Annotated in this window: 20 protein-coding genes and 1 pseudogene; 11 read left to right on the forward strand and 10 right to left on the reverse strand. The window is 70.8% G+C overall.

What is annotated here, in order from left to right:
* Positions 1-152 precede the first annotated feature (152 nt).
* Positions 153-2,225 (forward strand): DUF1996 domain-containing protein, encoded by a 2,073-nt coding sequence (locus tag ACQEXA_RS46860; RefSeq protein ID WP_433132915.1) that lies wholly within the window; start codon positions 153-155, stop codon positions 2,223-2,225.
* A gap of 105 nt (positions 2,226-2,330) precedes the next feature.
* Here ACQEXA_RS46860 and ACQEXA_RS46865 read toward each other — a convergent pair whose 3' ends face one another.
* The 3 genes from ACQEXA_RS46865 to ACQEXA_RS46875 all read right to left on the reverse strand — a co-directional run bounded on the left by ACQEXA_RS46865 (position 2,331) and on the right by ACQEXA_RS46875 (position 3,881).
* The gene (locus ACQEXA_RS46865) at positions 2,331-2,717 is read right to left on the reverse strand and encodes an anti-sigma factor antagonist (protein WP_432924607.1); all 387 of its coding nucleotides are present in this window, start codon (positions 2,715-2,717) and stop codon (positions 2,331-2,333) included.
* 241 nt (positions 2,718-2,958) lie between these two features.
* Positions 2,959-3,522 carry a TetR/AcrR family transcriptional regulator gene (locus tag ACQEXA_RS46870; RefSeq protein WP_433132917.1) on the reverse strand — a complete coding sequence of 188 codons (564 nt, stop codon included), beginning with the start codon at positions 3,520-3,522 and terminating at the stop codon, positions 2,959-2,961.
* The gene (locus tag ACQEXA_RS46875) at positions 3,519-3,881 is read right to left on the reverse strand and encodes a DUF1304 domain-containing protein (protein WP_433134759.1); all 363 of its coding nucleotides are present in this window, start codon (positions 3,879-3,881) and stop codon (positions 3,519-3,521) included. The genes ACQEXA_RS46870 and ACQEXA_RS46875 overlap by 4 nt, the downstream gene beginning before the upstream one ends.
* A gap of 323 nt (positions 3,882-4,204) precedes the next feature.
* Between ACQEXA_RS46875 and ACQEXA_RS46880 the strand changes: the two genes are divergently transcribed.
* The 3 genes from ACQEXA_RS46880 to ACQEXA_RS46890 all read left to right on the forward strand — a co-directional run bounded on the left by ACQEXA_RS46880 (position 4,205) and on the right by ACQEXA_RS46890 (position 6,601).
* Positions 4,205-4,666 (forward strand): pyridoxamine 5'-phosphate oxidase family protein, encoded by a 462-nt coding sequence (locus tag ACQEXA_RS46880; protein WP_432924603.1) that lies wholly within the window; start codon positions 4,205-4,207, stop codon positions 4,664-4,666.
* 72 nt (positions 4,667-4,738) lie between these two features.
* Entirely contained in the window at positions 4,739-5,131 is a 393-nt protein-coding gene (locus ACQEXA_RS46885; RefSeq protein WP_359409728.1) for a VOC family protein, read from the forward strand.
* Between the two features lie 111 nt (positions 5,132-5,242).
* Positions 5,243-6,601: an IS4 family transposase gene (locus tag ACQEXA_RS46890; RefSeq protein ID WP_433132919.1), complete on the forward strand. Its 1,359-nt coding sequence runs from the start codon at positions 5,243-5,245 to the stop codon at positions 6,599-6,601.
* Positions 6,602-6,736: 135 nt separating this feature from the next.
* Here ACQEXA_RS46890 and ACQEXA_RS46895 read toward each other — a convergent pair whose 3' ends face one another.
* Together ACQEXA_RS46895 and ACQEXA_RS46900 are read right to left on the reverse strand one after the other, a co-directional pair.
* On the reverse strand, positions 6,737-7,054 hold the full coding sequence (locus ACQEXA_RS46895) for a DUF4235 domain-containing protein (protein WP_432924601.1): 318 nt from the start codon (positions 7,052-7,054) through the stop codon (positions 6,737-6,739).
* Positions 7,055-7,113: 59 nt separating this feature from the next.
* Entirely contained in the window at positions 7,114-8,124 is a 1,011-nt protein-coding gene (locus tag ACQEXA_RS46900; protein WP_433132921.1) for a glutathione S-transferase family protein, read from the reverse strand.
* Positions 8,125-8,353: 229 nt separating this feature from the next.
* Here ACQEXA_RS46900 and ACQEXA_RS46905 point away from each other — a divergent pair.
* Positions 8,354-9,290, forward strand: a pseudogene (locus ACQEXA_RS46905) (cation diffusion facilitator family transporter).
* 151 nt (positions 9,291-9,441) lie between these two features.
* Here ACQEXA_RS46905 and ACQEXA_RS46910 read toward each other — a convergent pair.
* Together ACQEXA_RS46910 and ACQEXA_RS46915 are read right to left on the reverse strand one after the other, a co-directional pair.
* Positions 9,442-10,896, reverse strand: a complete 1,455-nt coding sequence (locus ACQEXA_RS46910; RefSeq protein WP_432924597.1) for an MFS transporter — start codon at positions 10,894-10,896, stop codon at positions 9,442-9,444.
* A gap of 38 nt (positions 10,897-10,934) precedes the next feature.
* A complete protein-coding gene (locus ACQEXA_RS46915) occupies positions 10,935-11,363 on the reverse strand; it encodes a DUF3291 domain-containing protein (RefSeq protein WP_432924595.1) in 429 nt (142 codons plus the stop codon).
* Positions 11,364-11,521: 158 nt separating this feature from the next.
* Here ACQEXA_RS46915 and ACQEXA_RS46920 point away from each other — a divergent pair, with 158 nt between their 5' ends.
* Both ACQEXA_RS46920 and ACQEXA_RS46925 read left to right on the forward strand, forming a co-directional pair.
* Entirely contained in the window at positions 11,522-12,154 is a 633-nt protein-coding gene (locus ACQEXA_RS46920) for a MerR family transcriptional regulator (RefSeq protein WP_432924594.1), read from the forward strand.
* A gap of 246 nt (positions 12,155-12,400) precedes the next feature.
* Positions 12,401-14,737 (forward strand): SpoIIE family protein phosphatase, encoded by a 2,337-nt coding sequence (locus ACQEXA_RS46925; protein WP_433132923.1) that lies wholly within the window; start codon positions 12,401-12,403, stop codon positions 14,735-14,737.
* A 62-nt stretch (positions 14,738-14,799) separates the two neighbouring features.
* On the opposite strand, the gene ACQEXA_RS46930 is transcribed toward ACQEXA_RS46925, so the two are convergent.
* On the reverse strand, positions 14,800-15,246 hold the full coding sequence (locus ACQEXA_RS46930; protein ID WP_433132925.1) for a nitroreductase family deazaflavin-dependent oxidoreductase: 447 nt from the start codon (positions 15,244-15,246) through the stop codon (positions 14,800-14,802).
* Between the two features lie 208 nt (positions 15,247-15,454).
* On the reverse strand, positions 15,455-16,078 hold the full coding sequence (locus tag ACQEXA_RS46935; protein WP_433132927.1) for a LysE/ArgO family amino acid transporter: 624 nt from the start codon (positions 16,076-16,078) through the stop codon (positions 15,455-15,457).
* 334 nt (positions 16,079-16,412) lie between these two features.
* Here ACQEXA_RS46935 and ACQEXA_RS46940 point away from each other — a divergent pair, with 334 nt between their 5' ends.
* Together ACQEXA_RS46940 and ACQEXA_RS46945 are read left to right on the forward strand one after the other, a co-directional pair.
* Positions 16,413-17,621, forward strand: a complete 1,209-nt coding sequence (locus ACQEXA_RS46940) for a cytochrome P450 (protein WP_432924586.1) — start codon at positions 16,413-16,415, stop codon at positions 17,619-17,621.
* A 24-nt stretch (positions 17,622-17,645) separates the two neighbouring features.
* Positions 17,646-17,846 (forward strand): ferredoxin, encoded by a 201-nt coding sequence (locus ACQEXA_RS46945; protein ID WP_433134761.1) that lies wholly within the window; start codon positions 17,646-17,648, stop codon positions 17,844-17,846.
* Between the two features lie 137 nt (positions 17,847-17,983).
* Here the strand turns inward: ACQEXA_RS46945 and ACQEXA_RS46950 are convergent, their stop codons facing one another.
* Complete coding sequence (locus ACQEXA_RS46950) at positions 17,984-18,538, reverse strand: TetR/AcrR family transcriptional regulator (protein ID WP_432924584.1); 555 nt, start codon at positions 18,536-18,538, stop codon at positions 17,984-17,986.
* Between the two features lie 99 nt (positions 18,539-18,637).
* On the opposite strand from ACQEXA_RS46950, the gene ACQEXA_RS46955 reads away from it, so the two are divergent.
* Both ACQEXA_RS46955 and ACQEXA_RS46960 read left to right on the forward strand, forming a co-directional pair.
* Positions 18,638-19,171, forward strand: coding sequence for a flavoprotein (locus tag ACQEXA_RS46955; protein WP_432924582.1), 534 nt, complete (start codon positions 18,638-18,640; stop codon positions 19,169-19,171).
* A gap of 80 nt (positions 19,172-19,251) precedes the next feature.
* Positions 19,252-20,139, forward strand: a complete 888-nt coding sequence (locus ACQEXA_RS46960) for an alpha/beta fold hydrolase (RefSeq protein ID WP_432924580.1) — start codon at positions 19,252-19,254, stop codon at positions 20,137-20,139.
* Positions 20,140-20,148 lie beyond the last annotated feature (9 nt).

Raw genomic sequence — 20,148 nt, forward strand, 5'->3', positions numbered from 1 at the left:
GCGGTCGGCGCCGCCCGTGAACAGGGCTGACGCGCTCATGGGCCTATGAGGCGGCTGTGAATTGGTGATGCGTTTGAACACGGCCGCGACGGTCCGCGTACAGGGAGGGGGATTCTCATTCCCGGCCCGCCCTGACGTGTAGGAGTACTCCCGTGAGACGCAATTCGCGCAGACGCCCAACAGGCGCACGGCGCGCGACCTTTGCAGCGGTCGCGCTGATGCTGGGCGGAGGGGGACTGGTAGCGGCGAATGTCTACGCCTCGGCGAGCGAGGTCTGGGGCGGGGCGTCGAACCAGAGCGGCAGCGACCAGGTGAAGTCGGGAACCGTGACCATCGACTGCCCGGACGTCGGCGAGAAGCTGACGGATGTGCCGAGCGACGCGAAGCCGAAGGTCGACACGGAACTGGCGACCCTCGACAAGCAGATCACCGACGCCTACGCCCGGCTGGCCTCGACGCGTCAGGCGCAGACCGATGACCCCGGCTACGTGCAGAACGCGATCCTCGGCCCGCTCAAGGACAATCGCGCCGCGGTGATCGACCGGATCAAGGGCGAGTACCAGCAGGCCGGCGCCAGTGCTCCGGACACGATCGGCGACATGGCGGCCTGTACCGGGATGCCCGCCGATCAGGCGCAGCCCCCCGCCGCCGGCCAGGGCGAAGGCGGCCAGCCGAGTGCCGCCGGCCAGCAGCCGAGCAACAACGGCGGCCAGAACAACGGCCAGCAGCAGGGCAACGGCGGTCAGGCAGCCGGCCCCGTCGCCTCGGACTTCGTGGACATCACCACCGTCCAGCCGAACGTCCAGAAGCCCGCGCCGCAATCCGGCGCCTCCACCGGTGAGTTCGTCACCAAGTGCGGCGTGAACGCCAACGGCAACCACAACACCGACAACGTGATCGTGGCGCCCGGCGTGAAGAACGGCGCGCACCACCTGCACGACTACGTCGGGAACCAGTCGAACGACGCCTTCGCCACCAACGACACGTTCGCGGCGGCCCAGACCAGCTGCGAGAACCAGCAGGACAAGTCGTCGTACTACTGGCCGGTGGTGCGTGTGCAGGACGGCACGCAGGACTTCGACCAGAACAACGACGGCGGTGGCAAGGAAGGCAACGTCGGCAAGATCCTGGTCGCCAAGGAGGCCGACATCAAGTTCGTCGGCAGCCCGACGAGCGACGTCGTCGCCATGCCGCGGTTCCTGCGGATCATCACGGGTGACGCCAAGGCCTTCACCAACGGCCCGGGGAACGCCAACGCGCACTGGAGCTGCACCGGATTCGAGGACAAGGTGCAGCTGACGGACAAGTACCCGATCTGCCCTCAGGGCAGCCAGGTGGTGCGGTCGTTCGCCTTCCAGAGCTGCTGGGACGGCCAGAACATCGACAGCGCCAACCACCGCACGCACGTGGCTTTCGCCGACGCGGGCGGCAACTGCCAGAACGGCTTCAAGGCGATCCCGCAGCTGACGATGCGTCTGGTGTACGACGTTCCGCAGCCGACCATCGAGAACGGCCAGGTCAAGAACGCCTACGCGGTGGACGGGTTCCCGGAGCAGCTGCACAAGCCGATCACGGACCACGACGACTTCATCAACGTCATGACCGACGACCTGATGAACCAGGTGGTCGACTGCATCAACGCCGGCCGCCTGTGCGGCGGGGGAGGCGATCAGCCGCCGGCCACGCAGACCCCGACCTCCGAACCCTCCTCGGGAGGCGACGCGAGCAACGCCCCCGGCTCCGGTGGTGGCGACCAGACGAATGAGCCCCCGGCCGGGACCCCGGGCAACGGCGAGACCAGCGCGCCGGGCACCGGGGACACCGGTGCGCCCGCCGCCGGCGGGGCGGGCGGAGGCTCGCACCACCATGGCGGGGGTTCCACCCCGAAGGTCTACTCGACCCCCAAGGCCGCCGCGAGCGACACGGCCGCCGTGCCGCGGAGCGCCTCGGACGACAACTCCGGCCAGGGAGCGGGCTCGGAGCAGACCTCGTCCGCGGGCGACAACGCCCCGTCGACCGCGGCGCCGGCCGAATCGCAGGCGCCGTCCGGCTCGCAGACACCGGCCGGTGGCGTGGCGCCGTCCGCTCCGGTGCAGACCGAACCGCAGGCGGTCACGGGCGGACTGGCCGAGACCGGCGCGCATCTGTGGCCGGCCGCTGCCGGTGGTGTGCTCGTGATCGTGGGATTCCTGCTTCTGCGCCGTATCGGACGCCGTCCCGTGTGACGTCCTCGAAGCGCACGCGCTCGAGCGGAGGCGGCGGGACCCGGTGGACGGGTTCCGCCGCCTTTGCTCGTACGGCCCGGACCTCGGCGCGGTCGCGTCGCCTGATCAGTTGGCCTCCAGGGACCCCGCGGCCTCCGACTGGGTGAGCGCCTCTTCCACGGACGACGACGGCGGCAGCAGTTGCGCCAGGCCGGTGACCCGCAGGATGCGCAGCGTCAGGGGTTGGGTGCAGACCAGGTGGAGCGTGCCGCCCTGCGCGAGCACGCGACGCCGGGCCCGGTATAGCAGGCGAAGCCCGGAGCAGTCGAAGAACTCCACCGGCCGCAGATCGATCACGATGCGCGGCGTCGGACGGCCGGTCGCCGAGTCCAGGAACGGCGTGATCTCGAACGCGGCGAGGACGTCGATCTCCCCGTGGAACTCGAGCACCAGGTGACCCCGGTTCCGGTGGATACGCAGATGCCGGTTGAGTGGTGCGCGGTCGTGCTGCACGTCGACATCGCCTCCAACCGACTCCTCGGCCCACCGTGAAGGTACCCTCGATGGACTGAATTTGAGCATGTTCGGTTGACATATGTCTTCGAATTGCCGACGCGTCATCCTGTGAATTGCGTGGGCAGACTACGTCGGCGCCTGCCCCGCGTTGGACAGCGTCAGAATCAACTGATCGTCCGCAAAAGGAATTTGGCGCGTCACCACAGGTCGGTGCGGTCGGCCCGCTGACGACGACGGATCACCTGCTGCGGTGCAGGGCCACGAGCAACTGCCAAGACTGATCGGCGATCTGATCCGGCGTGGCCGTGATGAGGCCGTGCAGCCAGTCCGCCAGCACGCCCGCGAAAGCGGCGGCCACGGCGGACGCCACCAGAGGCGCGTCGGCGGCTCCCGCCCGTTCGCGCTCGGCGAGGCTGCGAGCGCGCAGATCCCGGTGCAGGACCCCGCCGAGCGGCCCGCCGCCCCCCGGCGACAGCAGGGAGCGATAGAGGGTGGCGTGTGGGGCGAGCCCCGTGAAGAAGGTCCGCAGCGCCGAGGGCGCGTGCACCGGGTCGGGACGTCCGTGCCAGGCGTGCAGCGCGTCCACTGCCTCTCTGACGACATCGGCGCAGGTGTCGACGGCCAGTGCCTCGAGGTCCGCGTAGTGCACGTAGAACGTGGCGCGTCCGACCCCGGCCCGGCGCGCCACCACGGCCACCCCGACCTTCTCCAACGGACGCTCGGCGCACTCCTTGAGGAGTGCCTCCCGCAGTCGCGCACGGGTGCGGGCCGCCCTCGGGTCCTCGGCCGGCACTGCGGTCACCTCGCGACGAGCACGGCGGCCAGGGCAAGGGCGCCGGGCAGCGCTTGGGCGAACAGGATCCGCCGGTTGGCGGTGGCGGCCCCGAACACGCCCGCGATCACCACGCACACCAGGAAGAAGGCCTGCACCTGGAACCCGGTCGGATCACCGACGATCAGGCCCCACACCAGACCGGCCGCAAGAAAGCCGTTGTACAGGCCTTGGTTGGCGGCCAGCGGCGCCGTGGCGCGGGCCATGTCCGGCCCGAATCCGTGCAGCCCCCGCCCGGGCTTCTTCTCCCACAGGAACATCTCCATCACCAGGATGTACGCGTGAAGGGCGGCCACCAGCCCGACCAGCACGTTCGCCAGGATTCCCATGGTCGTCAGCCCCACCGCTCGCTCGCCGATTTCCTGGACAGGTGTCCAGGAGAGACACATGAAGACTGTAGCTGGACATGTGTCCCGGAAGTGCGGGTCTCGGGGGTGCCGTGCGTCACGCGGAGACCCGGTGCGCGGCGACCGGGGGAGCGCCGGGCCGGGGCAGGGGGAAGGCGTCGCAGCGGCAACCGGTCCTGAACCCCCACTGCCGGACCAGGAGTTCACGCGGTACGCCGGCCAAGATCGCCCGTTCGCAGATGTGTCACATGAGCCGGTTCCCGTACGTCATATTCGTACCACCGACTTGAGGAGGCCCGTCCGAGATGACCCCGCCCGCCCGCACCGCGAAGCAGCGCAAGCACGACACCCTTCACCGGCTGGAGCACGACGTCGACGCCTGGATCGCCACCGCCGACGCCGCCGGGGGAATCCCGTATCTCGTTCCGCTCTCCTACCTCTGGGACGGCCGCACCCTGCTCTTCGCCACCCCGGCCGCGAGTCCCACGGGGCGCAATCTGCGGGAGACGGGCACGGTGCGTCTGGGGATCGGGCCGACCCGGGACGTCATCATGATCGAGGGCGGCGTCGAGGCTCTGGAGGCGGCGGAACTGGCACCGGGAGCCGGCGACGCCTTCGCGGCGAAGACCGGCTTCGACCCGCGGGAACTCACCACCGAGTACCTCTACTTCAGGATCACCCCCCGCCGCGTCCAAGCCTGGCGCGAGGCCAACGAGCTGTCCGGACGCGACCTGATGCGCGAGGGCGAGTGGCTCGTGGCCGACTGAATCGGGGGCACAGGGTTATCCGGGAACATATGGGGGCGGGGCACCGCCCGCCCTGGATCCCACGGAGGAAACATGGCACTGGTGGTGGCGGGCGTCGTGGTGCTGGACTGCGCCGAGCCCGAGAAACTCGCCGTGTTCTACAAGGAACTTCTCGACGCTGAGGAGACCGACGCCACCGCGAACCGGGTGGACATCAGGACCGCCGACGGCATGCGGATGGCGTTCCGCCGGGACGTCAACGCGACCCCGCCGAGCTGGCCCCGCCCCGAGAACTCCCTTCAAGCCCACCTCGACTTCCTGGTGGAGGACCTCGACGAGGCCGAGCGCAAAGTGGTCAGCCTGGGCGGCCGCCCGCTGGAGGCCAAGGACGCGGCGGGGCCGTTCGAGGAACGCGGTTGCGCGGACCCCGCCGGTCACTCCTTCACCCTACGGCTGACCCCGGCACGGGCGCCGAAGCAGGGCTAGACCCAATCCCGTGTAGATAGCGCGTGGGGCCTGTGTGCCAAGTGGCCTGAAACGGGACGGAGCTCCTGCTAGAACCGTGTCGACCAAGATCACTGTTCGGCGGGAGCTCCGTTGGGTACCCAGTCTGTCATTTCTCGTGAAGTTGTTGTTGCCGCCGGGGCGTTCGCGCCCGGCCATCTGGGCGAGTTGACCCGGATCATCTCGTTCGAGATGGTCGACGAGGCGTTGACGCAGACGGGCAGGGTGCAGGAGCGGGTGCGGGACCTGCCGTCCCGGGTGGTGGTGTATCTGCTGCTGGCAGGGTGTCTGTTCCCCGGGCTGGGCTGGCGGCAGGTGTGGCAGCGGTTGACGGCGGGACTGGAAGGGCTGACGGTCGCGGACCCGACCGGTGGTGCGCTGGCACAGGCCCGCAGGCGGGTGGGGGCCGAGCCGCTGCGATGGCTGTTCGACCTGCTGCGTGGACCGGCCGCCGGCATCGCCACCACCGGCGTGTGGTGGCGCGGGCTGCTGGTCTGCGCGATCGACGGCACCACCATGGCGGTGCCCGACAGCCCGGCGAATCTGACCGAATACACCAAACACCGCTGCAACAACGGTGGTGCGGGATATCCAGCGTTGCGACTCCTGGTGCTGGTGTCCTGCGGCACCCGCACGGTCATCGACGCGGTGTTCGGACCAACCACTGACGGCGAGACGACGTACGCGCCGCGCCTGCTCCGCAGCCTGCGCAAGGGCATGATCGTGCTGCTGGACCGGAACTTCGCCGCCCAAGCGCTGGTGACCGCCATGGCCAGAACCGGCGCGCACGTGCTGACCCGTGTGAAGAACGGCCGTCGGCTGCCCGTCCTGGGCCGCTGCGGTGACGGCTCCTACCTTTCGGCAATCGGCGCCGTCCCCGTGCGGGTCATCGACTGCGAGATCACCATCACCACGGCCACGGGACGCAGCACCGGCCTCTACCGCCTCGTCACCACACTGACCGACCACAGGACCCACCCCGCCGCCGAACTGATCACCCTGTACCACCAGCGCTGGGAGATCGAGACCGCGTATCTGGAGATCAAGTCCACCACCCTGGGCGGCCGTGTCCTGCGCGCCCGCACCCCGGACGGTGTCTCCCAAGAGCTCTACGCCCTGCTGGTCACCTACCAGGCCCTGCGCCTGGCCATGGCCGACGCCACCGCCGCCCGGCCCGGCATCGACCCCGACCGGGCCAGCTTCACCACCGCCCTGAACACCGCCCGCGACCTGGTCATCCAGGCCGCGGGCGTCATCGCCGACACGGTCGTCGACCTCGTCGGGGCCATCGGCCGCCGCGTCCTGGCCGACCTCATGCCCGACCGACGCATCCGCACCCGGCCCCGCGTCGTCAAACGCGCGATCTCCAAGTACAACGCCAAAGGCACCATCGACCGGACCAGCTACAAGGCCACCATCAGCATCGACATCCTGACCGCACCAGGACCTTGACACCCAGCCCAGCCGCCTATCTACACGGCATTGGGGCTAGACCGGGCTCGGAGCGCGGTGGGCGACGTGCGGCGGCGGCCCCGTACATGAGTACGGGGCCGCCGCCGCGAAGCCGGGTCAGGCCCGACGGTGGCCTCAGTCCCGGCCACCGTTGCCCGTGGCCGGCCACACGCCCGTCTGCCGCTCGATCGCCTTCGCCCCCGCGCGGTCCGCCACGCTGCGGGCGACCGCGAAGAGGGCGCCCTGGATCGCCGCGGCGAGCAGCACCTCGCCCCAGCCGCGGTCCCTGTCCAGCGCGTCGGGGGCGTCGTCCTCGTGGCGTATCGCCTTCCAGGTCTTGCGGAAGGCGATCCCCGCCAGCGCGCCGCTCGCCCAGCCGAGGGCGAATCCGACGGGCCGGTAGACGAGCGGAAGCTTCCCTTTCCCCTTCTTGTCCTTCGAGCCCTTGGCCACGTAGTTCTCCTCTGCTGTCGGTGATCCTCGGTCTGTGGTCCCTGCTGCAGCCGGTGCCCTCAGGGCCGTCCGGCGAGCGGAACCTCCTCGTCGGCACGTACTGGTCCCGGCGGGGTCCCGTCCCCGAACGGGCGGCCGCCCAGCTGCTCCCGGCCGTGCGGTGCGAGCCAGCCGGCGAGGTCGGGCCCGAGCGGCACGATGCCGGTCGGGTTGATGCCCGAGTGGACCAGGTAGTAGTGCCGCTTGATGTGGTCGAAGTCGACGGTGTCCCCGAATCCGGGCGTCTGATAGAGATCCCGTGTGTACGCCCACAGCACCGGGTCCTCCGTCAGTTTCCGGCGGTTGCACTTGAAGTGGCCGTGATAGACGGCGTCGAAACGTACGAGCGTGGTGAACAGCCTGATGTCCGCCTCGGTGATGGTGTCGCCGACCAGGTAGCGCCGGTCGGCCAGCCGCTCGGAGAGCCACTCGAGCCGGTCGAACACAGCGGTGTACGCCTCCTCGTACTCCTTCTGGTTCGTGGCGAAACCCGCGCGGTACACCCCGTTGTTGAGATCTTCGTACACGCCCCGCATCACGTCGTCGATCTCGTCGCGCAGCGCCTCCGGGTAGAGGTCGGGCGCCCCGTCCCGGTGGAACCGTGTCCATTCGGTGGCCAGGTCGAGGGTGATCTGCTGGAAGTCATTGGTGACCAGCCGCTTGCTGGGCACGTCCACGATCGCGGGCACGCTGACACCGCCCGGATAGCCGGATTCCCGGGCGTCGTAGGCCTCGCCGAGGAAACGGATGCCGAGGACCGGATCGCGGCCGCCGGGATCGAGCGTGAAGCGCCAACTGCGGTCGTCCTGGATCGGATCGGCGATGGCCAGGGAGAGCGCGTCCTCCAGGCCGAGCAGGCGTCGCGAGATCACCGCCCGGCTCGCCCAGGGGCAGGCCCGGCTGATCACCAGACGGTAGCGCCCGGCCGCCACCGGCCAGCCGTCGCGCCCGTCCGCGGTGATGCGATCGGCGAAGTGGCTCCTGGACCGCTTGAACGCCTTCGTCCCGTACGCGCGGTTGCCGACAACCATGTGACCCCTCCTCACGCGGGCTTGCACCCCACGCAGGCCGGGTTCCCCGTTTTCCGTCCGCACACCGTGTGAGGCAGCCCGAAGAGGGCAGTCGGGCGACGTGAGCGGCACATCATCGAACGCGGAGCGAGACACGGCGACAGCGGGGCGCGAGTCTTCGGACGGCGGTTCACCGGAGCCCGGGCGGCCTGGGCACGGCGGGTCCTCGGACCGCAGGACGCGTATCACGGTGCTGGTCGCGCTCGCCGCGAATCTGCTGATCGCCGTGGCCAAGGCCGTCGGTGGCGTGCTCGCGGGCTCTCCCGCCCTGCTGTCGGAGGCGGCGCACTCCGTCGCGGACAGTCTGAACGAGATCTTCCTGCTGGCGGCGCTGCGTCGAAGCCGCCGCCCGGCCGACCGGCGCCATCCCTTCGGCTACGGGAAGGAGCGGTTCTTCTGGTCGCTCCTCGCGGCTGTCGGCATCTTCGTGATGGGCGGATGCTTCTCCTTCTTCCAGAGATTCGAGGCACTGCAGGGCGGCGCCAAGGAGTCCCATGAGGGGTATGTGGCCGGACTCGTGGTGCTGGGGGTGGCGCTGGTGTTCGAGGGCGTGTCCCTGCTGCGCGCACTGCACCAGGTGCACCGGCAGAGCGGTACGGCCGGGCAGGGACTGCGGGACCCGGCGCTGCGCACGGTCGTCGCGGAGGACAGCACGGCGGTGCTCGGCGTGGCCGCTCGCGATCGTCGGGATGGTCCTCCACATGGTCACCGGGAACGTGGTGTGGGAGGCGTCCGCCTCACTCGCGATCGGCGCCCTTCTTGTGTACGTGGCCTTCCGCCTCGGCCGTGACGCCCGCGAGCAGTTGATCGGCCAGGCCGCGGACCCGGAGCTGAGCGACCGGATGTATGCGCTGCTGGAGGAGCAGCCGGAGATCGACAGTGTGGAGGAGCTGCTCACCATGCAGCTCGGCCTGGACTCGATTCTGCTGGCCGCCCGAGTCGATCTGGTCCCCGGACTGGACAGCGAGGAAGTCGAGGACGTCGCGGTGCGCATCAAGCTCTCCATCATGCGCACCATCCCGGAAGCCGACCAGATCTTCCTCGACATCACGGACGCCCCGACCCGTGCGGCCCGGCGCAAGAAGAGTGGCGGCCCCGCCGCGACGGGGGAACGCGGCGGGGCCTGACGGGCGGCTGCCCGGCTGCAGACGGATCATGCGCACGAGTTTCGGGAAATCCGGGAGCCGGGTCACGTGGAGCCGCTCGGGGAACGAGCCCGGCGGCGGGACGTGCGCGGCGGTTCCCGGGCGCGACATGCGCGTCGTGGCCCGCCCCTGTCTAGGCGCCGGTCGATTCCACGGGGCGCGGCCGGCGCGGAATGGCCAGTGCGCACAGGGCGCCCGCGAGGACCACGCACACGCCCACCCACACCGCGGGATGCAGGCCGTCCACGAACTCCTGCGGTGACGCGGTGCTTCCGTGGCCCACGAACACCGTGCTGAGCACCGCGATGCCGAGGGCGCCGCCCACCTCGCGGACCGTCGTGTTGGCGCCGGACGCCTTGCCCGCGTGCTGACCGCTGACCGAGGCGAGGACGACCGAGGCGGTGGGCGCGAAGACCAGCCCCATGCCGACGCCCGCCACGATCATCGGGCCGACCATCGAGGAGTAGGCGGTGGTGGTGTCCGCGACCAGGTTGATCCAGCCGAGACCGACGCCCTGGAGGAACAGGCCGAGCGCCATCAGCCGGCCGCCGCCGACCTTGTCGGTCAGCAGACCGGCGACGGGTGCGACGAACATCGGCATGAGCGTCCAGGGGAGCGTGCGCACCCCGGCCTCCAGCGGTGTGCGCGGCGGCACGATCTGCAGGAACTGGGCGAGCAGGAACAGGGAGCCGAAGACGCCGAAGTACATGGCGGCGGAGACGACGTTGGTCAGGGTGAACGCCCGCACCCGGTAGAAGGACAGCGGCAGCATCGGCTGTGGAACCCGGGCCTCCCAGGCGACGAACAGGGCGAGCAGCACCGCGCCGGCGGCGAATGCGCCGAGCACCTGTGCCGAGGTCCAGCCGTCCGTCCCTCCGTGCACGATGCCCCACACCACCGCGCACAGCCCGGCGGCGGCCAGGAGCATGCCGGCGAGGTCGAGGCGGATGCCCGGCAGAGTGCTCTCACGCAGGGCCAGCAGCGCGAGCGGTATCGCGAAGGCACCGACCGGCACGTTGATCCAGAAGATCCACCGCCAGTCGAGGCCGTCGACCACGGCGCCGCCGACCACCGGCCCCATGGCGACGGCGAGCCCGCTGATCCCGGACCACAGGCCCAGGGCAAGACCGCGCAGCCGCTCGGGCACGGCATGGGAGAGCAGGGTCAGGGACAGCGGCATGACGGCCGCGGCACCGAAGCCCTGGATCACCCGGAAGGTGATCAACTGCCCGCTGCTGTCCGCCAGACCGCAGCCGGCGGAGGCGAGGGTGAACAGCACGATGCCGAAGGTGAAGACGCGGCGGCGGCCGAACCGGTCACCGAGCGCGGCGCCCGTCATGAGCAGACAGGCGAAGCTGAGCACGTACGCGTTGACGGACCACTGAAGCTGCTCGGTGGACGCCTTCAGGTCCACCGCCAGGGTGTGCAGTGCCGTCGAGACGACCAGATTGTCGAGCGCGACCATGAACATGGGCACGCTGCACGCGACGATGGCGAGCCACAGCGGCACCGCCCGGCCCGCGGGCGAGGGCGCGAGGGGACCGGCCGCCGGGCCGGTCGCGAGCGTGTTCGGTTCGGACAGAGTCATGTCAGGGATCTCCTGGAAGAGGTTCCGTAGCGATCGGGTCAGTCGGTCGTGTTCTCGGTCGCGGGCTGTGCGTCCGCCCGCTCCTGCTCGGCCAGCCGGCGTCGTGCATCAGCCCAGTCGAGGGGCAGGTCCGCGGCCGGGATCTGCCAGAAGGTGAAGACGGAGCGGCTCATGGTGGACCGCAGTCCGCTCATGACCGACCGGTGAGGTTCGGTCCTGGCGTACCTGTAGAGGGCCTCCTTGTCCTCCCAGGCCGACAGGGTCCAGAACGTGCGCTTGAGGGGCTGGGCGATCAGTGAGGCGCCGTACGCGCCGGGCGCGCTGCGGACCTGCTTCCACGTGGCGAGAGACCGCAGGAAGAAGCGGGGTACGTCGGAAAACGAACGGACTTCGAGGCGGGAGGCCATCACCAGGGCCTCGGCGTCCGGGGCAGGAGCGTTGACGGTGGTCCAGGGCAGTGTGGGCACGGCACGGCCTTCTTCCGGGCAGGGAGGGGAAACCGCGGTGCGCGCGGCGGGCAAAGAGGCGCAGCGCAGGCAGGGTCAGTTCGGAGGCACCCTTTGGATACCTCCACTATCCATGTTAGACAGTGGAGGTATCCAATGACCAGAGCGGAGCCGTTCCGATGCGTATGTCCGACCTCAGCCGCAGCAGTGGCGTCTCCGTCACGACGATCAAGTACTACCTCCGCGAGGGCCTGCTGCCGCCGGGGCGCCAGCTCTCGGCGACCCAGGCCGAGTACGACGAGAACCACCTGCGCAGGCTGCGTCTGATCCGTGCGCTCACCGGCGTCCGGGGCCTGTCCGTGAGCGACACCCGCCAGGTCCTGGGTGCCCTGGAGGAGCACTCCGGCGACATCCATCGCCTGCTGGGCCTGTCCCTCGGCTCGATCAGGCTGACCGGGGAGCAGGCCGACGACGGCCCTGGGGGCACCGCGGAGCAGGACGAGGTCGACGCGCTGATCGACGAACTGGGATGGAACGTGCACAAGGCGGCGCCGGCCAGGGCCGCCCTCGCCGAGACCCTGACCTCGTTGAGGAACCTCGGCGCCCCGCTGGACCGGCGCACCCTGGTGCCGTACGCACGGCTGGCGGAGCGGACCGCCGTCCTCGACATCGATCAGCTCGACGGCATCGAGGACTCCTTGGAGGTCGTCGAGCGTGCGCTGCTGCTGACGGTTCTCCTGGAGCCCGCGCTGCTGGCGCTGCGGCGCCTGGCCCAGGAGAACGAGTCGGCGCGCCGCCACGCCGACGGCTGAACCCGTCGACTGCACCTGGAGCGGGTCGGGCCGGATCGCCCGGGACCCCGCGGTCGGCACCGGAGCCGTTCTTCCGTGACGCCTCTCTCTCCCGATGGCCCTTCCGTCGCGCGTGAGCCGGGTCCGCCGGGCGGCGCGGCGCCCGTCCCGGCCCGTACGCATGGCCCCGAACGGGCATCCCGGGGCGGCGCTGTCGCCGCGGCCGCCGGGTTGAGGCAACGCATCGCAGGGATCATTCTGGACGACATGGAGCAAGTCGCCGCTGCGGCGATCGTCGACGCCCGGGGCACGGTGACGGGATGGAGCGAGGGTGCCCGGCAGCTGACGGGATACACGGCCGAGGAGGTCGTGGGGCGCGCTGCGCAGGACCTGCTCGCCGAGGGTGTGCCGCCCTCGGCGCCGACCGTGGTGACCGGCACCGTCGTGGTGCGCCATCGTGACGGTCACCCTCTGCCGCTGTGCCTCACCGCCCACCCCGTGATCGGTCCCGACGGCTCCCCCCAGGGCTTCGTGGTCACCACCGCGCCCAGCACGGGGGACGCGGACCTGGTGGCCAGAGCCTTCCAGCAGGCGCCGATCGCGATGTCCGTGTTCGACACGGAACAGCGTTACCTGCGGGCCAACGACATGGCCGGTGGGCTCCTGGGGTTCGACGCGGACAGCCTCACCGGGCGGTACTTCCCCTACAGCGCGGACGATTACGACGTGAACGAGCGACGCTTCGACCGCTGTCTGCGCCAGGTCGCCGAGACCGGGCGTCCCGTGCACTACGAGAGCCACAAGCGCTCCGCGTCCGAGGCTCGTGAGCACGCCTGGATGGTCTACGTGTGGCCGGTGCACACCGCTCCCGACCAGGTGGCCGCCGTCGCCATGGCCGCCGTGGACAGCAGCGAGCAGTACTCGGCCCGCCGGCGCCTGGTCCTGCTGAACGAGGCCGCGACCGCCATCGGCACCACGCTCGACGTGCGGCGCACGGCCGAGGAACTGCTCGAGGTGGTGGTCCCCAGGTTCGCCGACTTCGCCAGCGTGGATCTGCTCGACTGGGTCCTCGACAAGGACGAACCGCCGAGGGACCACCGCGCCGAGATCGTGTTGCGCCGGATCGCCCACCGGTCGGTCACCGAAGGCATACCGGAGGCCGCCGTCGTGCTCGGCGGAACCGACAGCTACGGGCCCTACTCCCCGCCCCTCCGGGCACTGCGGGAGTCCCGGGCCGTGCTGCGCAGGGCCGGTGAACCCGACTTCGACCACTGGGTGCAGGAGCGCAACTCCCGGCCCATGGGGGACCCCGCGTCCCGCAGGGGCGCCCACTCCCTGGTGACGGTGCCGCTGAGGGCCCGCGGCACCACCCTGGGCGTGGCGGTGTTCGTGCGCATCCACAACCCGGACCCGTACGCGGCCGACGACGCCGTCCTCGCCGAGGACCTGGCGAGCCGGGCGGCCGTGAGCGTCGACAACGCCCGTCGCTTCGCACGCGAGCGCGGGACCGCACTGGCCCTGCAGCACAGCCTGCTGCCGCGCGGGCTGTCCGAGCAGGCCGCACTCGACGTGGCCCACCGCTACCTGCCGTCCGGCTCACAGGCCGGAATCGGGGGCGACTGGTTCGACGTGATTCCGCTGTCCGGCGGGAGGGTCGGCCTGGTCGTCGGCGACGTGGTCGGGCACGGCATCCGCTCCTCGGCCACGATGGGCCGGCTGCGCACCGCCGTGCGCACCCTGGCCGACGTCGACCTGCCGCCCGACGAGCTCCTCACCCATCTCGACGACCTGGTCGCGCACCTGGCGGCGGCGGAGGGAGGCGACGAGGTCGGTGAAATGGGCGCGACCTGCCTGTACGCGGTCTACGATCCCATCTCGCGCCGCCTGGCCCTGGCCGCCGCGGGCCACCCGCCGCCGGCCGTACGGGAGCCCGACGGCGGTGCCCGGCTGGTCACGATGTCCGCGGGACCGCCGCTTGGCGTCGGTGGCCTGCCCTTCGAGGAGACGCAGCTGGAGCTGCCGGAGGGCTCGCTGATCGCCCTGTACACGAACGGGTTGATCGAGGGCAGCGACCGCGACCTGGACGACGGCGCGGTCGAACTGTGCCGGGCACTGGAGACACCCAGCGACACCCTCGACGACCTGTGCGACAAGGTCGTGAAGTCGGTGCTGCCGGACGAGCCGGGCGACGACGTGGCCCTGCTCCTCGCCCGTACCCGCGCCCTCGGTGCGGACCAGGTGGCCACCTGGGACGTCCCGCCGGACCCGGCCGAGGTCGCCACCACCCGGCAGTACGCCATCGAACAGCTGGCCGAGTGGGGCCTGACCGAGGTCACGTTCGTCACCGAGCTGGTCGTGAGCGAACTGGTGACCAACGCGATCCGCTACGGCGGGCCGCCCATCCAACTGCGGCTGATCCGCGACGGCTCGCTGATCTGCGAGGTGTCCGACGGCAGTTCCACCTCACCGCATCTGCGTCGCGCGCACGCCTTCGACGAGGGCGGCCGCGGACTGCTGCTGGTGGCCCAGCTCACCCAGCGCTGGGGCAGCCGTCAGACCAGCGAGGGGAAGACGATCTGGGCCGACCAGTCGCTGCCCGCCTGAGGCCGGGCCCGCGAACGCGGCGGCCGCACGGCGGCAGCCGTGCGGCCCCGGATCCGGCGCGCTCAGTTCCCGGTCGGCTCCAGCACGAAGACGGGGATCTCACGGTCGGTCTTCTTCTGGTAGTCGGCGTACGGCGGGAACGCCGCGACCGCCCGCTCCCACCACTGCGCCTTCTCCTCGCCCGTGACCTCACGGGCCGTCATCTCCTGGCGCCGGGGCCCGTCCTGGAGCTCCACGGTGGGGTGCTGCGTGACGTTGAAGTACCAGACGGGGTGCTTGGGCGCCCCTCCGAGTGAGGCCACGGCGGCGTACCGGCCGTCGTGCTCGACGCGCATCAGCGGAGTCTTGCGGATCTTCCCGCTCCTGGAGCCGAGGGTGGTGAGGATGATCACCGGCAGGCCCGTGTCGCGGAGCGTCGTCCCCTCCGTGCCACCGGAGCTCTCGTACAACTCGACCTGCTCGCGCACCCACTGCGTAGGGCTCGGTTCGTACTCGCCCTCAAGAGCCATGGTTTCCGTCCCATCGTCGCTACGACTGCTGTCACGTCCGTGGTCACCGTCGCCGCGGACCGGCCCCGGGACCCACGTTCCAAGATTCAACACCGGCCGCCCGTCATTTCATCCGTGGCACGGGTCCGCGACACGACCGCGCCGGTCGTCCGGAACGGTCTCCGGCCAGCAATCGTCGGCGCGGTGGGGCTGCTTTTCGTCAGTCCGGTCACACCAGCATCCGCACGGCCAGCGTCGCCATCACCGCGCTGGAGACGAACGCCGTGACCAGCCGGCCGCGCCGACCGGTCAGCGCGCGGCCCAGCAGTGCGCCGCCTCCGGCCAGCGTCAGCTGCCAGCTCGCGGACGCGGCGAACGCGGCGAGCACGAACAGGCCCTGCTCCAGGGGCCGGACCGGGCCCTCGGCGCGGCTGCCGAGGACCAGCGCGGCGAAGTAGACGACGGTGGTCGGGTTGAGCAGGGTGATGCCGAGCAGTCCGAGATACGCCCGCCTCGGCGTGGGCGGCACCGCCTGGCCGGCGGTGGCGGTCCCCGCGGAGCGGTACTGATCCAGGGCTGCGACGGCACCGCGCACCGCGAGGGCGGCCAGGACCAGGGCCGACGCCCAGCGCAGCGGGACCATGACGGGCTGGAGCAGGGCGGCCAGTGCGGTTCCGCCGACGGTCGCCACTAGGGCGTAGAGGCCGTCCGCCATGGCGACGCCGAGTGCGGCGCACGCGCCGGTGCGCAGGGATGTACGGGCCGTGAGGGAGACCAGATAGGCTGCGACGGCTCCGACGGGTACGGCGATGCCGTAGCCGGCGACGAGCCCCGCGACGAGCGCGCCGGTCACGACCGGCGAAGCCCGAGCCTCCCCGGACGGCAGGGCTGCTGTCGGCCCGGCACCGGACGGGCGGTGGCGGACATCAGCGGCAGCAGGGCTTCGAGCGTAGGCATGCGCAGATCCTGCGGGAAGGCGGATGCCTGGGCAAACGAATTACGATGGCTGGTGCCGGCACGCGCGACGCGTCCGGGCTGTCGCCGCAGGCGGGACGCCGCGCGGTCGACGACATCCTTCGGCCATATACGGCATCCGGCGCATCTGGCCGAACTTCAGGTGGCCGTGTAGATGCCTCGGGCATCTAATGAAGATCGGCAACAGCGAATCTTCGCGTGCGAGGTCATTCATGACGAAACCCGCTACAACCGTGCCGGAACCCGTCGCGTTCCCCCAGGACCGTACCTGCCCCTACCACCCGCCGACCGCCTACGACCGGTTGCGCGAGAAGCGCCCGCTGACCCGGGTCACGCTCTACGACGGCCGTGACGTCTGGGTGGTCACCGGGCACTCCACCGCCCGTGACCTGCTGGCCGACCCGCGCCTGTCCTCCGACCGGACCCGCGCCGCCTTCCCGGTGACCAACGCGCGGTTCGCCGCGGCCCGGGACCGCCGGGTGGCGCTGCTCGGCAAGGACGACCCCGAACACCGTGTCCAGCGCCGCATGCTGGTCTCCAGCTTCACCCTGAAACGGGCCACCGCCTTGCGCCCGCGCATCGAGGAAACGGTCGGCCGGCTGCTGTCGGCCATGGAGGCCGCGGGCCCGCCGGCCGAACTGGTCAGAGCCTTCGCGCTGCCCCTGCCGTCCATGGTGATCTGCTCGTTGCTCGGCGTCCCCTACGCCGACCACGACTTCTTCGAGGAGCAGTCCCGCCGGCTGCTGCGCGGACCGTCCGCTGAGGACACCCAGGACGCTCGCGACCGGCTGGACGCCTATCTCGGGGAGCTGATCGACCACAAGCGCGAGGAGCCGGGGGACGGGCTGCTCGACGAGCTGATCCAGGAGCAGCTGCGCGAGGGCGCGCTGGACCGGGCCGATCTGGTCTCCCTGGCCACGATCCTGCTGGTCGCGGGGCATGAGACGACGGCCAACATGATCTCCCTCGGTACGTTCACCCTGCTGCGTCACCCGGAACAGCTGTCGCAGCTGCGCGCCGACCCGGAACTGATCTCCGCCGCCGTGGAGGAACTGCTGCGCTTCCTGTCCATCGCGGACGGGCTGCTGCGGGTGGCCACCGAGGACATCGAGATCGCCGGGACGACCATCAGGGCCGAGGAGGGCGTCCTGTTCTCCACATCCGTCATCAACCGCGACTCCACCGCCTTCTCCGAACCCGACACCCTGGACTGGCACCGCCCGGCCCGTCACCACGTCGCCTTCGGGTTCGGCATCCACCAGTGCCTCGGCCAGAACCTGGCCCGGGCCGAGCTGGAGATCGCCCTCAGCGCCCTCTTCGAGCGGCTGCCCGGTCTGCGGCTCGCCGCGCCGCCGGAGGAGATCCCGTTCAAACCGGGCGACACGATCCAGGGGATGCTGGAACTCCCGGTGACCTGGTAGGAGGCTGCGACCATGACCGGCGACATCTCCATCTCCATCGACAGGGACGTCTGCATCGGGGCGGGCCAGTGCGCCCTCACCGCGCCCGGCGTCTTCACCCAGGACGACGACGGCTACAGCGAACTGCTGCCCGGCAAGGCGGACGGCGGCGGCGACCCGCTGGTGCGGGAGGCCGTACGCGCCTGTCCGGTGGGTGCCATCACCGTCTCCGAGGAAGGCGGTTGAGCACGTCCACGGCACGATGACACGGCGGCACGCGTATCGAGGCCGGCGAAGCACCCCTCGTGGCCGTCGGGCGCGAGCAGACACCTTCTCGCACCGGCCCCGGTAGAGCCGTCGGCCGCGTGTCCGCCGGCCCGGCTCTACCGGTAGGCCTCCAGCAGGAGCCGGGCCGCGTGGGCCGCCTCTTCGGCGGGTTCCGCGGAGGCCTCTATGCCCGCGGTGACCATGGCGCCCTCGGCCAGCAGATACAGCTGCCCGGCAAGGGACGCGGACAGTCCCGCGTCGGTGACGAGACCGGTCAGATAGGCCTTGAAAGCGTGCTTGTGGGCGCGCACCTGGGCCAGCACCCGCGGTGACGTGGCGCCCAGCTCGCCGTAGGAGTTGATCCAGGCGCAGCCGCGGAATCCGGGCTCGCGGAACCACTCGCCCAGCCAGCCGAAGACCGCTCCTATCCGCTCCACGGGGTCCGTGTACCGGTCCACGTGCTCGGCCATCCGCTGCCGCCAGCGCACGTCACGGTGCTCCAGGCAGGCTTCGACGAGCTGTTCCTTGGCGGGGAAGAGCTGGTACAGCCGCTTGAGCGAGACCCCCGACGTGTTGCGGATGTCGTCCATCCCGACGGTCTGTACGCCACGGCCGTAGAACAGCTTCTCCGCGGCTTGCAGCGCCTGCTCGCGGGCGAGTTCGCTGTCCATGTACGGGGCCCTCCTGAGTGTTCCGGGCGGGAGAACCGGCGTTCTCGACGTTAGCAGCCGTGCGACGCGGCATGTCGCCCCCGGCCCTAGAGTGCACGCGTGACCGAAGACGCCTCGAAACCCTTCCTGTACGTCGTCGTCTGCGCAGCGGGTATCGCCCAGGACGTGGGTGAACTGATCATCGCCGCCCAGGAGCGGGGCTGGGAGATCGGTGTCATCGCCACACCACTCGCGCTCCGCTTCTTCGACACGGCCGCGGTGGAGGCGCGGACGGGCCGCCGGATCCGGTCCGCCTGGCGGTCCCCGGGCGACCCGCGGCCGTTCCCGGACCCGGACGCGGTCGTCGTGGCACCGGCCACCTTCAACACCGTCAACAAGTGGGCCGCCGGCATATCGGACACCCTCGCGCTCGGCACGCTGTGCGAGGCCTACGGGCTCGGCGTGCCGATCGCCGTCCTGCCCTGTGTGGGCGAGGCGCTGGCGGCCCATCCTGCCTACCGCGCCAGCCTCGAACGGCTGAACGGCATGGGCGTCCGGTTCGGGGACCCGTACGCCGGAGGGACGGACGCGGACGGCGGGCGTCCGCAGTTCCGCTGGGAGCGGGCCCTGGACCTCCTTTCCTCGGCGGCGTGACCGCCCGTAAGTGCTCGTCAGGCAGAACCACCTGCCCCGATTGTCCGGTCCATCGTGATCTGACGCTTTAGTGTCGTTTCATGACAGGAGACCGCACGGCGCTGGCCGCTCACGACCTCGGGGGCGAAGGGCCCCCTCTGGTGCTCCTTCACGGCATCGGACGCACGCTCGCCGACTGGGCCGCCGTCGCGCCCCTGCTTCTGGCGCGCCATCGTGTGCTGGTCGTGGATCTGCCCGGCCACGGCCGCTCGCCGCGCGGATCGTGGCAGGTGCCCGCGGTGCTCGACGATCTCGAGCGGGTGCTGGCGGCGTACCGGGTCCCGGAGGCGCTGCCCGTCGGGCACTCGTTCGGTGGCATGCTCGCCGTGCTGTACGCCCTCGAGCATCCGGACGTCACCCCCGGTGCCGTGAATCTCGACGGGTTCGGCTGGGGGCGCCCGGACCAGTACGTGGGCCTCGAGCGGGACTACGTCGTCCGGCATCTGGCGAAGGTGCGGGAGTCGAGTGCCGAGGGCCGGGGCAGGGAACTGTCCACGGACGGACTCAAGGACCTCCTTGCCGAGCAGCGCGCCCTGTCCGACCGACTGGGCCTCCCGTACGACCTGCTCGAGGCCGGCGTCCTGCGCTCCGTGAGCGAGCGGGAGGACGGGGTCCTTGAGGTGAAGCCGGGGCGAGAGGAGGCGCTGCAGATGATCGCGGCCATGGAGTCCCTCGATCTCTTCGCCCTCTTCAAAAGAATGACCACGCCGCTGCTGCTGGGCCGCGCCGAGCGGACCGTGCCCTCCGTCCCCGACCTGGACTGGTTCGAGCCGATGATGGCCGCCTATGCCAAGGGGCTGGCCCGCGACCTCGCCGCACTGGCCGAGGAGTGCCCTCATGTGACGGTCGTCGGAATCGACGCCACGCACGCCATGTTGCTGGAGAACCCCAGGGCGGTCGCGGACGCCGTCCTCGGCTTCGCCGCCTGAGGAGAGTGC

The organism is Streptomyces sp. CA-106110, from assembly GCF_050936285.1.
GTDB lineage: Bacteria > Actinomycetota > Actinomycetes > Streptomycetales > Streptomycetaceae > Streptomyces.

Bases quoted from the DNA above. Each gene is read 5' to 3' on its own strand.
- ACQEXA_RS46950 (WP_432924584.1), bottom strand. From the start codon at position 18,538: ATGGACAGCGAACTCGCCCGCGAGCAGGCGCTGCAAGCCGCGGAGAAG.
- ACQEXA_RS46900 (WP_433132921.1), bottom strand. From the start codon at position 8,124: ATGGTTGTCGGCAACCGCGCGTACGGGACGAAGGCGTTCAAGCGGTCC.
- ACQEXA_RS46960 (WP_432924580.1), top strand. From the start codon at position 19,252: ATGACAGGAGACCGCACGGCGCTGGCCGCTCACGACCTCGGGGGCGAA.
- ACQEXA_RS46910 (WP_432924597.1), bottom strand. From the start codon at position 10,896: ATGACTCTGTCCGAACCGAACACGCTCGCGACCGGCCCGGCGGCCGGT.
- ACQEXA_RS46940 (WP_432924586.1), top strand. From the start codon at position 16,413: ATGACGAAACCCGCTACAACCGTGCCGGAACCCGTCGCGTTCCCCCAG.
- ACQEXA_RS46925 (WP_433132923.1), top strand. From the start codon at position 12,401: ATGGAGCAAGTCGCCGCTGCGGCGATCGTCGACGCCCGGGGCACGGTG.
- ACQEXA_RS46880 (WP_432924603.1), top strand. From the start codon at position 4,205: ATGACCCCGCCCGCCCGCACCGCGAAGCAGCGCAAGCACGACACCCTT.
- ACQEXA_RS46875 (WP_433134759.1), bottom strand. From the start codon at position 3,881: ATGGGAATCCTGGCGAACGTGCTGGTCGGGCTGGTGGCCGCCCTTCAC.
- ACQEXA_RS46920 (WP_432924594.1), top strand. From the start codon at position 11,522: ATGCGTATGTCCGACCTCAGCCGCAGCAGTGGCGTCTCCGTCACGACG.
- ACQEXA_RS46930 (WP_433132925.1), bottom strand. From the start codon at position 15,246: ATGGCTCTTGAGGGCGAGTACGAACCGAGCCCTACGCAGTGGGTGCGC.
- ACQEXA_RS46885 (WP_359409728.1), top strand. From the start codon at position 4,739: ATGGCACTGGTGGTGGCGGGCGTCGTGGTGCTGGACTGCGCCGAGCCC.